Raw genomic sequence first — 20938 nt, 5'->3', positions numbered from 1 at the left:
TTTATTGTTTTGTGTCCATGCGCAACGCCCCAAATTCCTGCAGTTGCAACAAATGCCGGAAATTTGTGGTCGGGCGAAAGGAAGTGATAATTCGGTTTCGTTCGATTGGGACGAAAGAGAAGGGCGTATTGTAACCGCCGGGAGCGGCATCCGCTTTAAGCAAAAATTCATGTCGTAATTAAATGTGCCGTGCGAAAGTCAACATGCGTGCCAACTCTGCGTAATATTTCTAACCGACTGACAGACAGCGCGCAAGTTAATTATGATTGCTGTTTTGAATTCGGTAGTGAGGAGATTTTACCCGGTATTCGGGGCATTTTTACTCAGGATAATTTGATGCGCAACGTCTTCCGGTCGATCTGTAGAATCTCTGCAGCTTTGGTCTTATTGTTGCCGACTGCCGCCAAAACCTTCCTGATGTGCGCCACTTCGGCATCGCGCAACGAAAGCAGCACTCCGTCTTCGCAACTGGGTCGACCCGCGTCGGTCAAAGCCGAAGGAATGTCCTTAACCTCGATTGTGGCGTCGCTCAAAATGATGAGGCGCTGCAACAAGTTTTCGAGTTCGCGCACATTGCCCGGCCAGTGATAGGCTTTAAGCGCCTGCATCGCCTTGTCGGAAATGGCGATTTCCGGTTTGCCGTATTCCGATCCGTACTTGGAGAGAAACAATTGGGACAGAGGAGCAATGTCCTGTTTGCGATGCCGAAGCGCGACACTGTCGATGGTCACGACATTGAGCCGGTAATACAAGTCTTCCCGGAACAGCCCTTTGCTTACCAAATCTGGGATATCGGCATTTGTGGCGGAGATGATCCTTAAGTTTATTTTTTGTGGATGGTGGGCGCCTACTTTCCGGATTTCCTTGTCCTGGAGCACGCGTAACAGGCGGGTTTGTGCGCCCAATGGCAACGTGCCGATCTCGTCAAGGAAGATGGTTCCGGAATCGGCGGCTTCGAACAGCCCCATCTTCGTTTCGTTCGCGCCTGAGAATGCACCTTTGACATGCCCGAACAGCTCGGATTCGATGAGGTTTTCGGGCAACGCGCCGCAGTTTACGGCCACGAACGGCATTTTGGAAAACGCACCTCCGTAATGGATGGCCCGCGCAATGAGTTCCTTTCCGGTCCCGCTTTCGCCTTTTATGAGCACGGTGGCGCGGTTGTCCTTGACCCGTTCGATGGTGTCGATGAGTTGGTGGAAGTTGGGCGAGCTGCCCACCATTCCGGAATACTGCATTACCTGCACTTTTGACTCCGCCGATTTCGCCTCGAGCGTTTTGCGTTGTGTCGGCAGCGCGGTTTGTATCGCTTTCCTGAGCTCATCTGACGTGAACGGCTTGATCAGGTATTCCTGGGCGCCGAGCTTGGTGGACTGTACGGCCGAGTCGATCGTAGGAAAACCGGTAATGACAAGCGTGGGCGTTTCCGGAAAATGCTCTTTGGCGTGAAGCAGCAGTTCGAGTCCGCTTTTTTCGGGCATCTGCAAATCGGTAATCAAAAGATCGATGGGACTTTCCTGCAAAACGGCGTAGGCTTCCTCTACCGAAGAAGCTTTGTAGGTGTGGAAATCAAGCGCCTTCAAATTGCGGTGCAACAACTCGAGCATGTCGTAATTGTCGTCGACTATCAGGATATTTTCTTTTTTAAGTGGCATGGGTTTCAGATTGTGGGAAGCCGGATTTCAAAGATAGCGCCCGATGGGACATTATCGGCTATGGAAATACTTCCCTTGTGTGACTTTAAAATGCCGTGTACGACGCTCAAACCAAGACCTGTGCCTTCACCTATGGGTTTGGTCGTGTAAAACGGCTCGAAGATGCGCGGCTTTTGTTCAGGCGGAATGCCGGGACCGCAATCGGAAATTTTGATAAGCACGTTCCCTTGCTCATTTACGACGTCGATAGAGATGGTAGCCTGGGTGGGAGAGGCGTAAATCGCATTTATCAGGATGTTGAACAACACTTGAGTGAATTGTATGCTGTCGATCGTCGACTTGATCGCGGCGTCGGGAGCGTTGAAGGCATAGCGCAATTGCTTTTTCTTGAAGTTCGGACCGAGTAGTGCCAGGGCTTCGAGTATTACCGGCGTTATCTCAAGCTGTTCAAGGCGTTGGGGCATTTCGCAGGAAAAGAACATCATTTTCTTGACGATTTCACGCGAGTGTATGGCTGCGTTGATGATCTTGAGCAAATCCTGGTCGATCTGATGGTTTTTGTTCTGTTTCTGGATGAGTTCCGCAAAGCCGAGGATGTTGCCCAAAGGCGTGTTGAGCTCGTGTGCGATTCCGGCCGCGATTTCCCCTAGGATGGTCAGGCGGTCGGCCCTTTCGATGCTGCGTTGCATCTGCAGTTGTTTTTCGGCGCTGTCGATTTTGTCGAAAAAACCGCTGATTTCACTGGCTACCTTTTGAAGCAGTTGGTGTTCTTCCTCAAGGAAATCGTCCGCATCGTATTGAGGCGCAGGATAGTGCACGCGAATAAGGCCCTGTCTTTCGTCCGGCAGCTCTATCTTTGCCGATTGGCTGACACTGCGAACAGGGAGATCATCCGTTGCGATGGAGTGCGACAGGACGTCGAGTTCCACGATGGCGTCGGCGGCGTGCAGATAGGCATTTTTTACGATCTGGCAAATATCGGCTAACGTCCTTGCCGGAGAATCGTCGTGCAACAAAATGATCGATGTGATATCGTAAAGGCACGTAAGTTCCTTGACCCGTTCGCGCAATTTTTCTTCGATGGTTATCGCAGCCATGAGATCAGGTTAAAGGTTTTACATCGTGTCCCGCATTCCTCGAAGCCAGCGAAAGCACTACCGAAATAACCAGTACCGACATCAGGAACAGCAACGAATGCGTGGTTTGCACGTGATAGAACGGAGCGACGATCATCTTGATCCCGATAAAGGCCAGGATCACCGCAAGGCCGTATTTGAGTTTGCTGAACAAATGCACGGAATTGGCCAGCAGGAAATAGAGCGAACGCAATCCGAGTATCGCAAAAATATTCGACGTGTATAAGATGAACGGGTCGTCTGGCGCGATGGCAAAGATCGCCGGAATGGAATCGATGGCGAAAAGCAGGTCCGTAAATTCGATCACGGCTACCACGAGCAGAAAACGGGTCGCGTATTTTTTCCCGTTCCTGAACGTAAAGAATTTTGCCCCATCGTATTCGTCGCTGATGCGGAAGATCTTTCGCATGAGCAATACCGGTGCGGAATGCCCGAAATCTTTTTGGTCTTCGTGTTTGCTGAACCAGGATTTTGCCCCGGCGTAGATCAGGAAGAATCCGAAAACGGTCAGCACAAGGTTGATCTTTACGGATTTACCGAAGATTTCCATTGCCGGAAGATACGTGACCTGGATCAGTCCGATGCCGACGAAAATGAAGATCGCCCTTAGGATGATGGCTCCGAGAATGCCCCAGAACAGGGCTTTGTGCTGGAATTCCTTTGGAAGTTTGAAATAATTGAAAATCAGGATGAAGATAAACAGGTTGTCTACCGAGAGCGTTTTTTCGATCCAGTATGCCGACTGGAACTGGCTGAATTTTTCCAAACCGGCTACGTGGTAGATCAATCCGCTGAACAACATGGCCAACCCTATCCATACGATCGACCATATCAGGGCCGATTTGTTGGTTACGGGTTTGCTTGTCTTGTGAAACACGCCCAGATCGAGCAATAGCAAACCAAGCACTGAAACGGTAAAAAACAATAACAGGGCCGGGTGGTCATTTAGTTGGTACATTCCTTGAGGATTATTTTGATTTGAGGCCAGGACGGCCAATGCGCGTCGGAGGAACAAAGCCTATGCCACAGCTTATTACAGGGTTTTATCCGTTTGATTTACATTGGTTTAAACCGAATTGGCAATTAAATTACAAAAAAACCGGGGAAATACGCATCAGGTGATGGGTAATAACGCCCCACAAATCCCGTCTGCTATGAAAGGTTTACAAATTATCCAGAAAAAACTTACTGCGTCTGTGTTTTTGCTTGTGGTATTCTCGGTGCTGATCGTCACCAACCAAGCTGAAAAACGCCACTCCAACCAAATCAGCCAGGCCGCTTCGTCACTTTACAAAGACAGGCTCGTGGTCGAATCGTATATCTTTCAGTATTACCGCCATTTGCATCACATCAAGGAGACGGTTGCCAACGGTGCGCTGTCCGAATCGGCAAAAATAGCGTCGATACAAACCGAAACTTCCAAAATTGCCCAACTCGATGCACTTTACCTAAAAACCGTGCTTACGAAAAGCGAGCAGGAGCACTTCTCGGAATTCCATAAGAACTGCGCCGCCATTTCCGGGTTGACCAATAGCGGCAACCTTGACGGTGTAGCGCAAATGAGCACGAAAAGCCTCGACATACTCGATGCACTGTCGGCCATCCAGCTTTCGGAAGGGCAAGTACAAATCGACAATGTAGGGAAAATCACTTCGGCTTCAAGCCTGTACTCCCAACTCGAAATGGGAATGCTCGTCGTAGTGGCCCTGATTATCCAATCGTTGGTCTTTACATCGAGGAAGTTCAAGGAATCCGCCACCACGAGAATGTCGTTGAATTGAAAATTCCCTATCGACAAAGTGCAGCTGCATATTTAACCTTTCCGTAACCATAGGATAATTTTTAGGCCAAAGTGCCGCAACATTGCCGTCTTACATTTGCGCACAAACCCTAGGCAAATGAAAGCAGCATTACCCAAAGGAATACCGGGCTTATTTTATGTAATATTTTTACTTTCAGTTTTTCAGATTTCGAATGCGCAAATCGCGGTGTGGACGTATGAGCCGCTTCAGGGAAGCCTAAATAATCCGATGCCCAATATCGGGAACGGGACTTCCGCGGTCGTCAACACCGGAGGAGGCACGATCGATACGCAAATCCGCACGGGAATGACCGGTAGCGGATGCGGCGCCCAAACCTCGGGCCAGTCGGCATGGGCGCTCGAGCCTTTCGATCCGGGAACCGCCACCGACCGCAACGGGGCTCGCTTTTCTGCTTCGACGGTCGGCTACCAGAACATCGTCTTGACCTGGGAGCAACGCTGGTCGAACACGGCTCCGAATACGGTCCGATTACAGTACACCGTCAACGGGACGACCTGGACGAATTTTCCCATGACCGCCGCTAACACTACTTTTTGCAACGGCGCCCTCAACAACGGCCGTTTCGAGACCGACGATACCGGCGACATTTACCGACGGGTGCGGGTAGACCTTTCCGCGATTACCGGCGTAAACAATATTGCATCATTTGGCGTCCGGCTTTTGGCCGCACACTATCGCAATACGGGCGAATTCAGGAGAGTCAATGCTCCGGGAACGGAAGCTTCGGCCACCGGGACCTGGCGTTTTGACAATGTGAACCTGTCGGGAACGCCCATCGTAGGTCCGAATCCGTCCGTGATGAGCGGAACGGCTTCGATTTGTACCGGAAGCTCGACCAATATCCGCGTCCAGGTTACCGGAGGCGTCTCGCCTTACACGCTCGTCTACACCAACGGCAGTGCGAATTTCACGGTGAACAATTATACAAGTAATGCCAACATAGTAGTTGCACCAACGGCCACGACAACGTATTCCATCGTTTCGGTGACCGGCGCAAACGGTGCGTTAGGTACAGGGAACTCCGGCAACGCGGTCATAACGGTAAACCCGCTGCCGACGGTCTCGGCAACCAATCTTTCCACCTGCCTGACCGGAGCCGTTGCGCTGACAGGTGGCTTCCCCTCCGGAGGAACTTACAGCATTGCCAATCCCTATTCGGGTCCGTCGACCACGTTTACCTATACGTATACGAATGCCAATGGCTGTTCGCGAACGGCGGGCCCGTATACGTTCACGAGAAATCTTCCGATCGCCGTTTCCAGCCAACCGTCTACTGCCGTGCAATCTGTTTGCCAGGGAAATGCATTCGCGCCTGTTTCCGTGGCCGCGACCGGAACGGGATTGACCTATCAGTGGTATAGCAATAACACGCCGACAACCTCTGGCGGTACTGCGCTGACGACTGCGGCCCACATCGGCAATGGCTCCCAAACCAATAGTTATCTGCCGTTGTCGAATGACGTCGGTACACTATATTATTACGTGCAGCTAAACGGAAGTTGCGCCCCTGCGGTAAGAAGCAACGTTTCCGGCGCGTTCATCGTCGGACAGGCAGCGACCGGCGGTGTGGTCAACAGCGACCAGACGGTTTGCGCCGGGACTTTTGCATCGGACATCATCCTGTCCGGGCATACCGGTGCGATCGTCAAATGGCAAAAGGCTGAAGATGTTGCCTTTTCGGTCAACGTTGCCGATATCGTCAATTCAAATGCGACGCTTGCCTCTGCGGCACTCGGTCCTATCAATCAAACGACCTATGTTCGCGCGGTTTTGGGCAGCGCGGTTTGCGGGGAAGTGTTTTCCGATGCGGCCGAAATCGCCGTCCGGTTCACGACCTGGAATGGAACGGCCTGGAGCGATGGCCTTCCGGATGCGACCAAAACCATGATCTTTGAAGGAAATTATACCTCCGGCGGTGATGTGAGCGCTTGTGCGTGTATCGTCAATTCGGGTAGCGTGAACTTCCAGCCCGAGGACACGATGCGACTGCTCAACGATTTGCGGGTCGTTTCGGGCAATCTGACGTTCGAAAACAATGCAAGCCTTGTCCAGCTCAACGACGTGACGAATTCCGGCAGCATCGTCTACAAACGCGATACGACACCTATTCGAAAATTCGATTATACGTATTGGTCGTCTCCCGTCCAAAATGAGTTGCTGCTGAATGTTTCGCCTTTGACGCGTTCGGACAAATTTTTCTGGTTCGATGCACAACTTTACGGCTGGGTCAATGCCGATGCAGCCACGACGACAATGGAATCGGGAAAGGGCTACATCTTGAGAGGGCCGAACGATTACAGCCAAACCATGCCTGTGGTCTATCACGCCAATTTTGAAGGCGTCCCGAATAACGGGGAAATCACCGTTCCGGTCTTCGTCAACGGCGCCAACGATTTTAACCTTCTCGGAAATCCGTATCCAAGCGCGATCGACGCCGACCTGTTGATGTCTGACCCGGACAACGCCGCTTCCCTCGGGACGGGAACCACGATCTACCTTTGGACGCACAACACGAACGTAACCGATCTTCAATATGTGTTTAGTGACTACGCTACTTATAATTACACCGGCGGGACGGGCACTTCCCCTTCGAGTGGCGCCAACACAAGCATTCCCAACGGATTTATAGCTTCCGGACAGGCGTTTTTTATCAAGGGAGCGGCCACGGGCTTTGCCAAATTCAAAAATTCGATGCGTGTTTCGGGCCATAACGACCAGTTTTTCAAAAACGCCTCCTCACCGAAAAACAGGTTTTGGCTCGAGTTCAAAAATGCCCAAGGGTATTACAAGCAAGCCCTTATCGGATACATGCCCCAAGCCACCGACGGAGTTGACGCCGGATTTGACGCCTTATTGTTCGACAATGCCGTTCCCGTCAATTTCTATTCGCTTATCGGATCCCAGAAATTTTCGATACAGGGCAAAAGCGGGAATTTCAGCGACGCCGACATCGTGCCGTTGGGCTACCGGGCGCATACACCGGGAACCTTCAGCATCGACCTGATGCAAACCGAAGGCATTTTCGAGAGCCAGGGCATTTACCTCGAAGACCTCCAGCTCGGCCTCGTGCACGACCTCAAAGCGTCTTCATATTCGTTTGAAACTTCGGCCGGAACGTTCGACGGACGCTTCAGGATTCGATATACCAGTTCCAACCTCGGAAATCCGACGCACGATATCCAACCGGCCGACCTCATCGTGTTTGGGGGAGGCGGAAGCGCCAATGTCAAAGTAAGTGGGGCTGTGATTTCCAGCATCTCACTGTTTGATGTGAACGGCAAAAAACTTGTCGGATTTGAGAACGTCAGCGCAGCCGGGATCCGGTTCCCGTTCGAAGTCACGAACCAGGCGATTTTAGTTCAGGTCATCACCGAGGACGGCGTCCGACTCACTAAAAAAGTGATATTCTAACCCGATTATTATCGACGAACTACATCTAAAAAGCGACCAAATGCATCCTCACTTTTTGTTAACGAAGCCATAACTTTTACTTACCTGACACGGAATTCACAGGAGATAACTTTATCCGGACAAACAATAAATTTTAGTACAAATGAGATCAAATTTACCCGATTCGGGACAGGAGCAACACTCCTTTCCGGCTCGTTCGCTCGGTTCGCCGGGCAACGATTGGCGCAAAAGTCTAAGCGGCTTTATCGCCTTATTTTTGACGACGCTGGCCTTGGGCTTTACGTCAGGAACTTTTGGACAGGGCACGTCGCTCGCTGCCGGGGACGTCGCCATCATTGGCATGAACACCGCCAGTACGGACCGTTTTTCGGTAGTGCTTTTGAAAGATATCGTATCCGGGACCGTTTTCCGGATTACCGACTGCGGAATGGCATCCCCGACGACGGGACGCGCCAACGAAGGGCATCTTACATACACGGCTCCATCGGCTCAATCAGCGGGTACGGTCCTGACCTGGTTCAACGGAATGAACGTGTCCGGAACGGGCTGGAACAGCAACAACCCATCCAATTTCGCGTTGAGCGGCGATGGCGACCAACTTTTCGTTTACCAAGGCGCTCAGGCGAATTGGGCCAACCAGAGCGGCATCACGCTGATTTACGGCCTCAACACGAATGCGAGCCTTATCTCGTCGGGTTCGGCTACTTCAAATAATACTTATGTCCCGGCGGCGCTTACCCTGGGAACGACATTTATAAGCATGTCGGCGGCAACCTATGAAAACGCGTATTTCGCCAATCAGTCCACGTCGACCAATACGGTTACCGTAAGTGGTACAAAGGCCCAATTGCTGGCTCTGTTCGCTTCCCAGTCGAACTGGTTCGGAAACGGTTCAAGCCAATCGACATTCCCAACCTGGAATTTTACCGTCGTTACCGGCCCATCGATCTCGACAACCGGAACAACAGTCGCGGTGAATACAACTTACGGAACGGCGTCGGCTGCGACCACTTTTAACGTCACGGCTACCGGGCTTACGAATAACGTGACGGTAACGCCTCCGAATGGATTCGAGGTGTCCAAAACTTCGGCTACGACCGGGTTCGCCTCTACGCAATCGCTTATCCCGACAAGCGGATCGTTCACGAACGTGCCGGTTTACGTGCGTTTGAAAGCCACGACGACTGCCGGGACATACTCTGGAAATGTCGCGCTGGCTTCGGGAACGGCTACGGTTACCAAATCGATCCCGAACAGCACGGTTTCTCCAAAATCCATTTTGGTGACAGGAGCGACCGTCCAGGACAAAATTTACGACCGAACGACCAACGCGACAATCGTTGGTGCAGTCGCCACGGGCTTGGTCAATGACGATGTGATTTCGGTTACCGGAGGCGGAACGTTCGCCAGTTTCGACGCCGACCAAGACGTTGCCGTAACGGCCTCTTTGTCGCTTTCCGGAACGAACGCTACAAGTTACACCTTCACACAGCCGACCGGTTTGACGGCTGACATCACGCCAAAAGCCATTTCGCTTGCCAACGTGGCGGTAGGTGACAAAGTATACGACCAGACAACTTCGGCCACAATCACCGCCGGCCTCGATGGCGTGATCGCGCCTGACGAAGTGTTGGTCAATGTATCCGGCTTTTTTACCAGTCCGTTTGCAGGGGAGAATATCCCGGTTGCGGTCTCAGCCGATCTTTTCGGTGCCGACGTCGCCAACTACACGCTCGAGCCCGTCACAGGCGTCACGGCGGACATCGCGCCAAAAAACCTTGTGATCCTGAATGCAGTGGCCCAAAACAAAGTGTATGACGGCAATACGAACGCCCAGATCACGGGAACGCTCGATGGCGTCATCGCCCCGGATGAAGTGGTCCTTACGCTTCAGGGAACGTTTGCCTCGGCCGAAGTCGGGATGGACATCGCGGTAACTTCGACGAGTTTCATTACCGGCGATATCGCCAATTACGTCTTGCAGCAGCCAACGGGTCTCGATGCGAATATTTCTGCGGAAGCATTATTGGAACAAACCATCTCGTTCGGCGAATTGGCTGACGTCGTTTATGGGGATGCTAATTTCAGCCTTTCGGCTACGACAACTTCCGGTTTGGAAGTCGTTTATTCCAGTTCCGACGAAAATATCGTTTCGATAAACGGAAATGAAGTCGTGATCCACAACGCGGGAACCGCAACGATTGCGGCAACCCAGCCTGGAGATTTGACTTATGATGCCGCAGCGCCGGTTTTACAGGTGTTGAACGTGCGTCAGAAAACGCTTACCCTTGATTCGGCTTCGGCCCAGGATAAAACTTACGATGCGTCGACAAGCGCCCAAATTTCGGGAACGCTTGCGGGAATCGTCGGGAATGACCAGGTGAACGTCGACGGAAACGGAAGTTTCGCTTCGGCAAACGTCGGAAACGCGATTGAAGTCACTGCCCAACTGCAACTTTCGGGTAACGATCTTGCCAACTATACGATCGCGCAACCTACGGGACTTTTTGCCGATATTACGCCCAAACTGCTTACGATCACGGGAGCTCAGGCATCTGATAAAATATACGACGCGACGAATTCCGCTACGGTTTTTGGAGGTGCACTCGAAGGCGTGATCGCCAATGAAGACGTGGTTTTGTTTGGCGGGCCCGCTACATTTGTATCGGTCAACGTTGGAAACGACATTTCGGTCGCCTCCAATTTTGTCCTCGACGGAACCGGTGCGTCCAATTACGCCATTGCACAACCTGCCGACCTTTCGGCTGAGATCACGCCGCTTGAAGTCGCGATTTCAGGATTGACGGCATCCGATAAGATTTACGATGCCACAACAAACGCCACTGTTTCCGGGACACCGCAAATCGAAGGCTTGCTCGCCCAGGACGACGTGACGGTGTCCGGAATGCCAACTGCGGCCTTTGCGGACAAAAATGTCGCGGACGGCAAACCGATCGTGATTTCGAATGTACTGCTTTCAGGAGCACAGGCGGCGAATTACACTGCTGTCGCGCCAACGACTCTTTTCGCCGATATCACGCCAGCTTCGTTGACGATCACTAATGCCCAGGCGCTTGACAAAGCTTTTGATGGCAACGTTTCGGCGACTGTTACCGGGACGCTATCCGGTATTCTGGCTCAAGATGCTGTGACGTTGGTCGGAAGCGGGATTTTTGCGTCATCGGCGATCGGGAGCGACATAGCCGTGACGTCAACTTCGACTTTGACCGGAGCCGATGCTTCAAACTACGTCATCGATCCTCAGCCGTCTGGTCTTAGCGCGGACATCCTCGAAGGACCGACGGTATTGGCCATAGGCGACCTCGCCATTCTTGGGTTCCAATTCAATACGCCTGACACGTTTTCGTTCGTGGCCTGGGTCGACATCTCAAGCGATACATACATCAAGTTTACCGACAACGGCTTCCTTTCTACGGCGGCTTCGAATACGGCGAACAACGTAAGGGGAGGCGAAAATTACCTGATCTGGAAAAACGATGGGCAAACCATTGCGGCCGGAACGGTAATCTCGATTGAAAATCTCAACGGGTCTAACCCGGCGACGGCTTCCTTAGGAGCGGTAGTATCGGGCAACCTCAACGGTTTATCGGCAAGCGGAGACACGATTTTCGCTTACCAGGGAGCCGCTACCTCAGGTAATTTTCCTGATTTCAGCAACCAAAGCAATCCGTCGACATTCTTAGGCGAAATGCTCTACGGAATTTACGTCCAGGGCTCGAGCAACCTTGAAAGCTGGATGTCATCCGGGACCGTAAGCTCGAATTCGTCCTATCTCCCGTCCGATCTTAACGTCACATTCGGCAACATGGCGTTTGCCTCCAAAGCGACACGCGGACAATATGTCGGGCCACGCAACGGACGGACTTCGTTTGCCGCCTACAAAGTATTGGTCGCCGACCAGGAGAATTGGCAGACTGCCGCCTCAAGCGGTACGATCGAATTCGACCTGGCGCCTTTCACGCTTGCATCAGCTCCGACGGCTGCCGTCATTTCGGGTGACGCAACCCTATGCGTGGGAGAAACGGCCCAGTTCAGCATTGCCGTGACTGGCGGGACTTCTCCTTTTGAGATCGTTTATTCGGACGGAATCAATGTGTTCAGTTTGAGCGGATATGTTTCGGGAAGCGCCGTTTCGGTAACACCGGTTGCGACCTCGACGTACACGATCGTTTCGGTTACGGACGCCAACGGGTTGGAAGGACAGGGAATTTCCGGATCTGCGACTGTCACGGTCAATCAGCAATATGGCTTTTATGCCGACAGCGATTTTGACGGATTCGGGGCCGGTGAGCAAGTTTTGGTTTGCGCGCCGAATGCCAATACGCCACCTTCAGGATTTTCGACAAACGACTTGGATTGCGACGATGCCCGCGGGTCGGTCAATCCCAATGCTACGGAAATTCCGTTCAACGGCATAGACGACGATTGCGACGGTACCATCGACGAAGGAAGCCAGGTGTTTTCACAGGTTTTGCCTTCCCAGTGCGGCACAACCTTGGGTACGATTTCTTCGGTGATCGGAGCCGTGAGTTTTGGGGCGCCAATCGACGGATACCGCTTCAAGGTGGTCAACGTGGCCAGCGGCGTCGAACAAGTTATCGACAGGAATGTCCCTCACTTCCTTCTGACGCAACTTGCACAGTACGATTACGCTGCTACGTATGACGTTTCCGTGCAATTGAGAAGAAACGGCCAATGGCTCAATTATTACGGTCCGGTTTGCCAGCTGTCGACTCCGGCAATCCTTAGCCCGGGCGGTGCCGCGGCGATCAATCCGTCCCAGTGCGGAGGTGTTTTGCCAAGCATCAGCAGCCTGATCGCCACCACCAGCATCGCGGGCGTGACGGGTTATCGCTTTAAAATAACCGACGTCGTGAGCAACGAATTCCAAACCATCGACCGAAACGTCCATTGGTTTTCCCTTACGATGCTTGAGGATTTCCTTTACGGAAGAACCTACGCCATCGAAGTTTCCGTGCGGACAAACGGACAATATTCCGCATACGGACAACCGTGTAACGTCACGACGCCTGCCGTTCCCCAAATCGTGAACTGTGGCGCCGTCATCCCTACAAAAGGCACGCTGATCGCCACGACAAGCCTGAACCGCGTAACGTCCTATCGCTTCCAGCTGACGAACCTCGAGAATTTTGAGACGACGATCATCGACCGTCCACTGCACTTTTTCTCGTTCAACAACGTACCAGGATTCGTCGCCGGTGCTCAGTATTCGGTAAGCGTCGCCTTGATGACTTCAGGAAAGTGGTCCGATTTCGGAGAAGCCTGCTTTATCACGGCTCCGGGCTCGTCGACAATATCGAGGGGAGTTGCCGCCAACCAGGCCGACGAGACATATCACGTAGCATTCCGGGCGGTACTTTACCCGAACCCGTACAGCGAAAGTTTCGCCATCGACATGGACGTTCCGACACAGGAAACCGTTTCGGTCAAGGTGTATGACATGGTCGGGAAAATGGTAGAGCAACGCGAATTCGCGTCCGATGCGATCGAAGTGCAACAATTTGGCGAAAGCTATCCTTCGGGTGTCTACAATGTGGTCGTTGCCCAAGGTGTAAACGTAAAAACCCTGCGCGTGATCAAGAGATAGCAATTGCAATTTAGAATGACTGAAAAGGCTTCCGTTTGGAGGCCTTTTTTTTGTTGATAACAATGTGTCCGATGACGGTCGGTTAGCGATTTGCTGTCGATGACAGGGATGATCGTCGGGAAGATTACATTTGATACAAAGGTAATTTTGACAGCAGAACACGTAACGTTTTGTTAATATTTTCTAAATAGAATTTGTAAGAATTTTGACTGTCAACCAGTTATGGTTTCAAACGGGACAATTTCGACAAAATGGCGCGAAAGCCTATGAATAAAGGGCTTGTAACAAAAAAGATGTCATATGACGAGTATTTGATCGGTTTCATCGAAATCACTATTTGTCGTGATACGGATATGATTTGTAAGGGACTACTTTTGCGCCTTGAAAATAAAATCAACTACAGAAATGAAGAAATTGTTACTTTTTTTACTGCTTTCCGCCTTCGGAATGTCGGCTCAAAACATAGGGACGAACAACCCGGCCAACCTCGCATTTTGCAAAGGAGCGACCTTTACCGTGACGTTTGGCGCAAGCGGCACTTTTAATCCATCGAATGCCTTCAGCGTACAGTTGAGCGACGTTTTCGGAGACTTTACAAACGCGACGGTCATCGGTTCGGTAAGCGCCACTTCGGCTATGCCGATCTCGGTTGTGATTCCGGCCTCGGCTGCTACCGGAACTTCGTACCGCATCAGGGTCACGAGTTCCAATCCGCAAATCGTGGGCAGCGCCAACCCGGGCAATATTTCGGTCAACGCCCTTCCGACGGCGACCCAACCGGAAAATTTACAGGTTTGTACGCCATCTGCCTTCGGTACGTTCTATCTGCCGCAGCAAACGCCTGTCGTCCTGAACGGGCAATCGCCATCCCAGTTTACCGTGAGCTACCACAGCTCGCTTAACGGGGCCACCAACAATACCAACCTGATCTCGAACGTGAATTCCTATTCGGCTCCAAACGGAACGTGGGTTTATGCCAGGGTGCGAAACAACGCGGCTTCGTCTTGCGCAGCGGTGACGAGTTTCCAGTTGATCGTAACGGCCGAGCCTGCCGTCGACCACCTTCAGGACGTTGTTTCCTGCGGTTCGTTCACGCTTCAGGAGCTTGCGAACGGCGAGTATTTCAGTGAACTTAACGGAGACGGTATCGCCTACCAGGCCGGCGACGTGATTACCGAATCGACGACACTTTACATCTTCAACCATCCGGGAGCTCCCGAGGGATGTTCGGCCACGAGTGTGTTCAACATCACGATCCTGGCTCCGAATACCTACTATGCAGATTCGGATGGAGACGGTTTCGGAAACGCGGCAAGCCCTGTGCAGGCGTGTAGCCAACCGGCAGGATACGTGTCGAATGCGACAGATTGCAACGATGCCGACGCCCAGGTTTGGCGTACCGCGGAGTTCTTTATCGATGCCGACAACGACGGCTACACCAACGGAACCGCTTTTGCCTGTTTCGGTAATACCGCGCCTCAAGGTTTTAAGACGACTTCGCTTGGAGCCGATTGCAACGACGGCGATGCCAACCTTTGGAGAAGCGCCATGCTTTATGTCGATGCCGACAAAGACGGATACACTTCGGGTGTCCAGCAGTCGGTATGCTACGGGATGAACGTACCCGAGGGTTATCTGACCGAGATTACGGCAATCGACTGTAACGATTCGGTCGCGTCGATCCATCCTTATGCGAGTGAAATCCCGTTGAACGGAACAGACGACGATTGCGACGGGACCATCGATGAAGGTAGCCAGATACTTTCTGAAATTTTGCCGGCTCAATGCGGGACGACGCTTGGCTCGATCGCCTCGGTAATAGGAGCGGTCAGCATGGGCGGACCAATCGACGGCTACCGTTTTAAAGTGGTGAATGCCGCAACGGGTGTCGAACAGGTAATCGATCGCACCGTGCCTCATTTCCAGCTTACCCAACTGGCGGTTTATGACTATGCCGCCACGTATAATGTATCGGTCCAATTGAGAAGAAACGGCTTGTGGCTCAATTATTACGGCCCGTCTTGCCAGATTTCGACTCCGGCTATCCTCGATCAGGGCGGAGCGGCGGCCATCAGCCCATCCCAATGTGGGATAACCTTGCCGAGCATCAGCACGCTTATCGCTACCACGAGTATCCCGAATGTCGTGCTTTACAAATTTCGTGTGACGGATGTTGCGACCAACGAGGTTCAAATCATCGAGCGCAAATACCACTGGTTTTCCCTTACCATGCTCGAGAAATTCCTTTACGGAAGGACGTATTCGATCGAGGTTTCGGTGAAGACGGCAAACGGGGAGTTTTCGGCTTACGGACAACCGTGCACCGTGGCCGCACCAGGCGTTCCGCAACTTACCAATTGTGGGGCGGTGATCGCTACCAAAGGCACACTCATCGCTACGGCGAGCCTGAACAGGGTGACGTCTTACCGCTTCCAGTTGACCAATATGCAGAATTTCGAATCGATCGTGGTAGACCGGACAAAGAACTATTTCTCGTTCAATAACGTGCCTGGCTTTAAGCCGGGAGCCGAGTATGCGGTTTCGGTTTCAATCATGACGGCCGGTGACTGGTCAGATTATAGCGAGGCTTGTTTCATAACCGCTCCTGGAACGTCTGGCGTTGCAAAAGGCGTGATCGCCGAGGCTCAGGCCGATGAAAACTATGAGGTCGCGTTGCGTGCCGTCGTCTATCCTAATCCATATACGGAAAGTTTTGCCATTGATGCGGATTTGTCTTCTCAGGAGAACGTAATGGTAAAAGTGTATGACATGGTGGGCAAATTGGTGGAGAACCGTGAAGTTTCGGCGGACGCTATCGAAGCCCAGCAATTCGGGGAGCAATATCCTTCCGGAGTTTACAATGTGATCTTTACCCAAGGCGCCAGTGTCAAGACGCTAAGGGTCATTAAGAGATAATTAGCGAATTAGCGAATTGGTGAATTAGCGAATTTGTGAATTAGCAAATGTTGGTTACGGAATAACTTTCGGCCGACAAGGTAAGAGAAGAGCCTCCGAAAGGGGGCTTTTTTCGTTAATGGGCATTAGTTAACTTCAAAGGTTTTTAGAACCTTAGCCGTTTGTAAAACACCATGCCACACAAAAATTAGGTAAATTTAGGGACATGGATCGACGATATTTTTTACAGGCTTCGACGCTCGCTACGTTGGGCGCGTATTTCTACGACTTCTTGCCGGACGGATTTCCCGTTGTCCGCGTCCCAAAGTCCCGACGTAAGTTCAACAGTGCTGCGGTAGAGAGACTGATAATAGAGATGAAGGGCAAATTACAGGACCCGGAGTTGGCATGGCTTTTCGAGAATTGTTTTCCCAACACGCTCGATACGACGGTCGATTTTTCGGTCCGGAACAACAAACCCGATACATTCGTGATCACGGGCGACATACACGCAATGTGGTTGCGCGACAGCACGGCCCAGGTCATGCCATATCTCGCACTGGCAAAGCAGGACCGTCGGTTGAAAGAGATGTTGACGGGCGTGATTTATCGTCAGGCGAAATGCATCCTCATCGATCCCTACGCGAACGCTTTCAATAAAGAAGCCACAGGAAGCAAGGATTTTCCGAACGATATAACAGAGATGAAGCCCGAGCTGCACGAGCGCAAATGGGAAATCGATTCGCTTTGCTACCCGATCAGATTGGCCTACCATTACTGGAAACAAACCAAAGACACGACGCCTTTCGATGCCCAATGGCAAAAAGCGATGCGCCTGGTTCTCGATACGTTTCGCGAGCAGCAGCGCAAGGATGGCAAAGGGCCATACAGTTTCATGAGGTCGTCCCCGAGAAGCATCGACACGCCTCCGCTTGACGGATATGGTTTTCCCATAAAACCTGTCGGGCTTATCGCTTCTATGTTCCGGCCATCGGACGACGCAACGGTATTTCCGTTCCTGGTGCCTTCCAATTTTTTCGCCGTCGTCTCGCTGCGTCAGTTGAGCGAAATGGCCTCGGCAATCCTCCAGGACAAAGGGCTCAGCATTGAATGTACGGCATTGGCATCCGAAGTTGAAAATGCGCTGAAAAAGTACGCGATCGTCGATCATCCGGTTTACGGAAAAGTGTATGCCTATGAAGTGGACGGATTCGGAAACCGAATGTATATGGACGATGCCAATGCCCCAAGTTTGCTATCGATGCCGTATTTCGGAAGTTGCGACGTAGACGATCCGATTTATGTCAGCACTCGCAAAATGGTGCTCAGTGATTCAAATCCGTATTATTACAAAGGGGAAGCGGCCAATGGAGTAGGTGCGCCGCACACGCCGGAACATTACATCTGGCACATCGGGCTGATCATGCAGGCGCTGACAAGTGTCGACGAGGCCGAAATCAGGCAATGCGTGCAAACATTGAAAACGACGCATGGGGGAACCGGCTTCATGCACGAATCGTTTCACAAAGATGATCCTAAAAAATACACGCGATCCTGGTTCGCCTGGGCCAATACGTTGTTCGGAGAATTGATATGGAAATTGCAGCGCGAAAAGCCGCATTTGCTCACGCCTTAGCACGATGAGTCTGCAGAAATGTTTTCCCGAGCCTCGAAATAAAGAGGTCGAGAATGTTAATGCTGCGAGGGATGGAAGTCGGAAGCTACTTAATTAGGATATGCCGATACTGTCCTGAAGTTGGTGCTAATCGTTTATGCTTATGACTTAAAACCCGACGTATTCAGTAATCTCCAGTCCGTAACCGATCATACCGACGCGCTTTCCTTGTTGGGTGTTGGACACCAGGCGAATTTTACAGATGTCGATGTCGTGCAAAATCTGGGCGCCGATCCCGAAGTCCTTGCTGTCGATCACGATTTTCGGTGCTTTGTAAACGCCATTCGACTGCAATTCCTTGAGTTCGGAAATGCGGTTCAAAAGCCCGTAAGCTTCCATGTCCTGGTTGATGAAAATTACCGCACCTTTTCCTTCGTCGTTGATGAGCTGGAACATATCGTCGAGCCGCTGGTCCGCGTTGTTGGTCAGGGTTCCCAATATGTCGTTGTTGACCTGTGAGGAATTGATGCGTGTCAGGATCGGTTCCCCTGCGTTCCAGGTGCCTTTCGTCAAGGCGATATGGACTTGTTTGTTCGTCGTTTGTACATATGCCCTCAATCGGAACGTGCCAAAACGCGTTTCCACATCGAAATCTTCTTTCTTTACGATAAGTGAGTCGTGTTGCATCCGATACGCCACGAGGTCTTCGATCGAAACCAGTTTCAGGTCGAATCGTTTGGCGACTTCCACAAGCTCAGGCAAACGCGCCATGGAACCGTCCTCGTTCATGATCTCGCAAATGACGCCCGCAGGCTTGAAACCGGCAAGGCGGGCAAAATCGATTGCTGCCTCGGTATGTCCGGTCCTTCTCAGGACGCCGCCTTGTTTGGCGATCAGCGGGAAAATGTGGCCGGGACGAGCAAAATCGTATGGCTTTATATCAGGTTCGGTCAAGGCGATCACGGTTTTGGAGCGGTCATCGGCAGAAATCCCTGTCGTGATACCGCGTCCCTTGAGGTCGACAGAAACGGTAAAGGCGGTTTCCATATGATCGGTGTTGTTGGTGACCATCGCCTTGAGATCGAGCTCCTTGCAACGGCTTTCGGTAAGCGGTGCGCAAATGAGTCCGCGGCCGTGGGTAGCCATGAAGTTGATCATCTCGGGTGTCGCCTTTTCGGCTGCGGCCAGGAAATCGCCTTCGTTTTCGCGGTCTTCGTCATCGACGACAATGATGACTTTTCCTTGTCGGATATCCTCTATGGCTTCCTCTATCGTGTTAAGCTTGATTGACATTTTGTTGTGTTTGTGCTGCTTCTTTCTTTTTGAAAATCTTGCGGAAAAGGTTTCCGACGGGCTCCAGGAGATTGTCTAGCTGGAAGAGTCCGATATCGTTCGTGGCGCGATATGTGAGCATTACGGCGAATGGCGTCAGGATAAACGATGACATCCAGGCACCTGCAAATGGCGGCAATCCGTCACTTTGGGCGATTTTCTTTCCGAAAGTATTGATGAAATGGAAGGTGATGAAGATCAGTACGGCGAAAACGATCGGCAAACCGACGCCTCCCTTGCGAATGATCGCACCAAGCGGGGCTCCGATAAAAAACATCAGGATGCACGCATACGCAATGACGAACTTATCGTAAAACGCCAGCTCGTGGTTGTTAATGTTCTTAATGCTGTCCTGCATTTCATGGACCGAACCATCGATCGAAAAATTCGTACTTTCCACATTGCCCGAGGCGATTTTGAGCAAAGCGAGTTTGTCGGTATTGTCGAACTGACCTAACAAATCCTTCGGAAGTTCCGTTTTGACGGCAGGAGCAGAGGCGGTGTCTACTTTATTCTTTACCACTATATGGTTCGCATTGGACAGGATTCCGGTGCGCTGGTAAATATTATCGGCAAACGAGATAATGTTCTTGTCGTAGTCTTTGTTCAGGGAATCCAGCGTGTAGCGCAGCTCGTTGACGTTGAGCATGTTGTTGGTGGTCACCTTTTCTTCAGACTCGTCCATTTTATTGAGTTTGCCCAAATCCATATTGATGATATAGCGCTTGAATTCGCTTTTGGCAAACGGCAATTTTTTGCGGTCTTCGTATCGCTTGGGCGTAAGGTCTTCGTAATAATCGCCGTCCTTGAGGATCAGTTTCAGGATATTGGATTCCTCGCTCGTCATGAGCTCGCCTGTCTTGGATCGGATGACGGTAGTCGTGCCTTGGCCCGTCCCCGATTTTTTGTGGATCGTAACGCCTGTCAATTGGTTGCCGTTTTCTCCCGATTTTTTATCGACCTTGATATTGAATGATCCGACATCGCTGAACTGCCCTTCGGTAATGGCCATCGCAGGTTGCTTTTTCCCAATGTCCGCACGGAAATTGATGAACTGGTACTCGGCATATGGAATGACGTTGTTCGCGAAAAAGAAGGAGGCAACGGCCAGCAATCCGATAAAAACCATAAGGCTTCGCATGGCGCGCTGCAACGAAATCCCGGACGACTTCATCGCGGCGAACTCGTAATTCTCGGCGAAGCTTCCGAACGTCATGATCGAAGCAAGCAACACCGAAAGCGGCAATACCAACGGAATGATCCTCGGCATGGCGAACAGCAGGAATTTGACGATCAGGAAAAAGTCGAGGTCTTTACCGGCCAATTCGGCGATGAAGAGCCAAACGGTCTGTAAAATGAATATAAAAAAAAGGATTACGAACACCGTGGCGAACGTAATCACAAAAGATTTTAAGATATAACGATCAAGGATTTTCACTCCT

At 51.5% G+C, this 20938-nt stretch carries 10 protein-coding genes; 5 read left to right on the top strand and 5 right to left on the bottom strand.

Features of this window, described 5'->3' with window-relative positions; genetic code table 11:
* Positions 1–323: 323 nt before the first annotated feature.
* Genes HC229_RS01945 through HC229_RS01935 form a run of 3 tightly spaced genes read right to left on the bottom strand, consistent with a single transcriptional unit; the run spans position 324 to position 3749 of the window.
* The gene (locus HC229_RS01945; RefSeq protein WP_191018748.1) at positions 324–1655 is read right to left on the bottom strand and encodes a sigma-54-dependent transcriptional regulator; all 1332 of its coding nucleotides are present in this window, start codon (positions 1653–1655) and stop codon (positions 324–326) included.
* Between the two features lie 5 nt (positions 1656–1660).
* Positions 1661–2752 carry a sensor histidine kinase gene (locus HC229_RS01940; RefSeq protein WP_191018747.1) on the bottom strand — a complete coding sequence of 364 codons (1092 nt, stop codon included), beginning with the start codon at positions 2750–2752 and terminating at the stop codon, positions 1661–1663.
* Between the two features lie 4 nt (positions 2753–2756).
* The gene (locus HC229_RS01935) at positions 2757–3749 is read right to left on the bottom strand and encodes a TerC/Alx family metal homeostasis membrane protein (protein ID WP_191018746.1); all 993 of its coding nucleotides are present in this window, start codon (positions 3747–3749) and stop codon (positions 2757–2759) included.
* A gap of 196 nt (positions 3750–3945) precedes the next feature.
* On the opposite strand from HC229_RS01935, the gene HC229_RS01930 reads away from it, so the two are divergent.
* From HC229_RS01930 to HC229_RS01910, 5 genes are all read left to right on the top strand, one after another.
* Positions 3946–4572: an MCP four helix bundle domain-containing protein gene (locus HC229_RS01930; RefSeq protein ID WP_191018745.1), complete on the top strand. Its 627-nt coding sequence runs from the start codon at positions 3946–3948 to the stop codon at positions 4570–4572.
* A gap of 117 nt (positions 4573–4689) precedes the next feature.
* Complete coding sequence (locus HC229_RS01925; RefSeq protein WP_191018744.1) at positions 4690–8025, top strand: hypothetical protein; 3336 nt, start codon at positions 4690–4692, stop codon at positions 8023–8025.
* 142 nt (positions 8026–8167) lie between these two features.
* Positions 8168–13654 (top strand): YDG domain-containing protein, encoded by a 5487-nt coding sequence (locus HC229_RS01920; RefSeq protein ID WP_191018743.1) that lies wholly within the window; start codon positions 8168–8170, stop codon positions 13652–13654.
* A 405-nt stretch (positions 13655–14059) separates the two neighbouring features.
* Complete coding sequence (locus HC229_RS01915) at positions 14060–16570, top strand: T9SS type A sorting domain-containing protein (protein WP_191018742.1); 2511 nt, start codon at positions 14060–14062, stop codon at positions 16568–16570.
* 205 nt (positions 16571–16775) lie between these two features.
* Complete coding sequence (locus HC229_RS01910; protein WP_191018741.1) at positions 16776–18185, top strand: glycoside hydrolase family 125 protein; 1410 nt, start codon at positions 16776–16778, stop codon at positions 18183–18185.
* A 147-nt stretch (positions 18186–18332) separates the two neighbouring features.
* Here the strand turns inward: HC229_RS01910 and ribB are convergent, their stop codons facing one another.
* Positions 18333–19457 (bottom strand): 3,4-dihydroxy-2-butanone-4-phosphate synthase, encoded by a 1125-nt coding sequence (ribB, locus tag HC229_RS01905; RefSeq protein WP_191018740.1) that lies wholly within the window; start codon positions 19455–19457, stop codon positions 18333–18335.
* Positions 19441–20934: an LptF/LptG family permease gene (locus HC229_RS01900; protein WP_191018739.1), complete on the bottom strand. Its 1494-nt coding sequence runs from the start codon at positions 20932–20934 to the stop codon at positions 19441–19443. The genes ribB and HC229_RS01900 overlap by 17 nt, the downstream gene beginning before the upstream one ends.
* Positions 20935–20938: the final 4 nt, after the last annotated feature.

This window comes from Flavobacterium selenitireducens (assembly GCF_014748335.1).
Classification (GTDB): Bacteria; Bacteroidota; Bacteroidia; order Flavobacteriales; family Flavobacteriaceae; genus Flavobacterium; species Flavobacterium selenitireducens.
The sequence above is the reverse complement of the archived record's forward strand: the minus strand, read 5'-3'. Positions and strand labels throughout refer to the sequence as shown.

What these genes read in the sequence shown, in the direction of transcription:
- HC229_RS01945 (WP_191018748.1), bottom strand. Translation starts at nt 1,655, where the DNA reads ATGCCACTTAAAAAAGAAAATATCCTGATAGTCGACGACAATTACGAC.
- HC229_RS01940 (WP_191018747.1), bottom strand. Translation starts at nt 2,752, where the DNA reads ATGGCTGCGATAACCATCGAAGAAAAATTGCGCGAACGGGTCAAGGAA.
- HC229_RS01935 (WP_191018746.1), bottom strand. Translation starts at nt 3,749, where the DNA reads ATGTACCAACTAAATGACCACCCGGCCCTGTTATTGTTTTTTACCGTT.
- HC229_RS01930 (WP_191018745.1), top strand. Translation starts at nt 3,946, where the DNA reads ATGAAAGGTTTACAAATTATCCAGAAAAAACTTACTGCGTCTGTGTTT.
- HC229_RS01925 (WP_191018744.1), top strand. Translation starts at nt 4,690, where the DNA reads ATGAAAGCAGCATTACCCAAAGGAATACCGGGCTTATTTTATGTAATA.
- HC229_RS01920 (WP_191018743.1), top strand. Translation starts at nt 8,168, where the DNA reads ATGAGATCAAATTTACCCGATTCGGGACAGGAGCAACACTCCTTTCCG.
- HC229_RS01915 (WP_191018742.1), top strand. Translation starts at nt 14,060, where the DNA reads ATGAAGAAATTGTTACTTTTTTTACTGCTTTCCGCCTTCGGAATGTCG.
- HC229_RS01910 (WP_191018741.1), top strand. Translation starts at nt 16,776, where the DNA reads ATGGATCGACGATATTTTTTACAGGCTTCGACGCTCGCTACGTTGGGC.
- ribB (WP_191018740.1), bottom strand. Translation starts at nt 19,457, where the DNA reads ATGTCAATCAAGCTTAACACGATAGAGGAAGCCATAGAGGATATCCGA.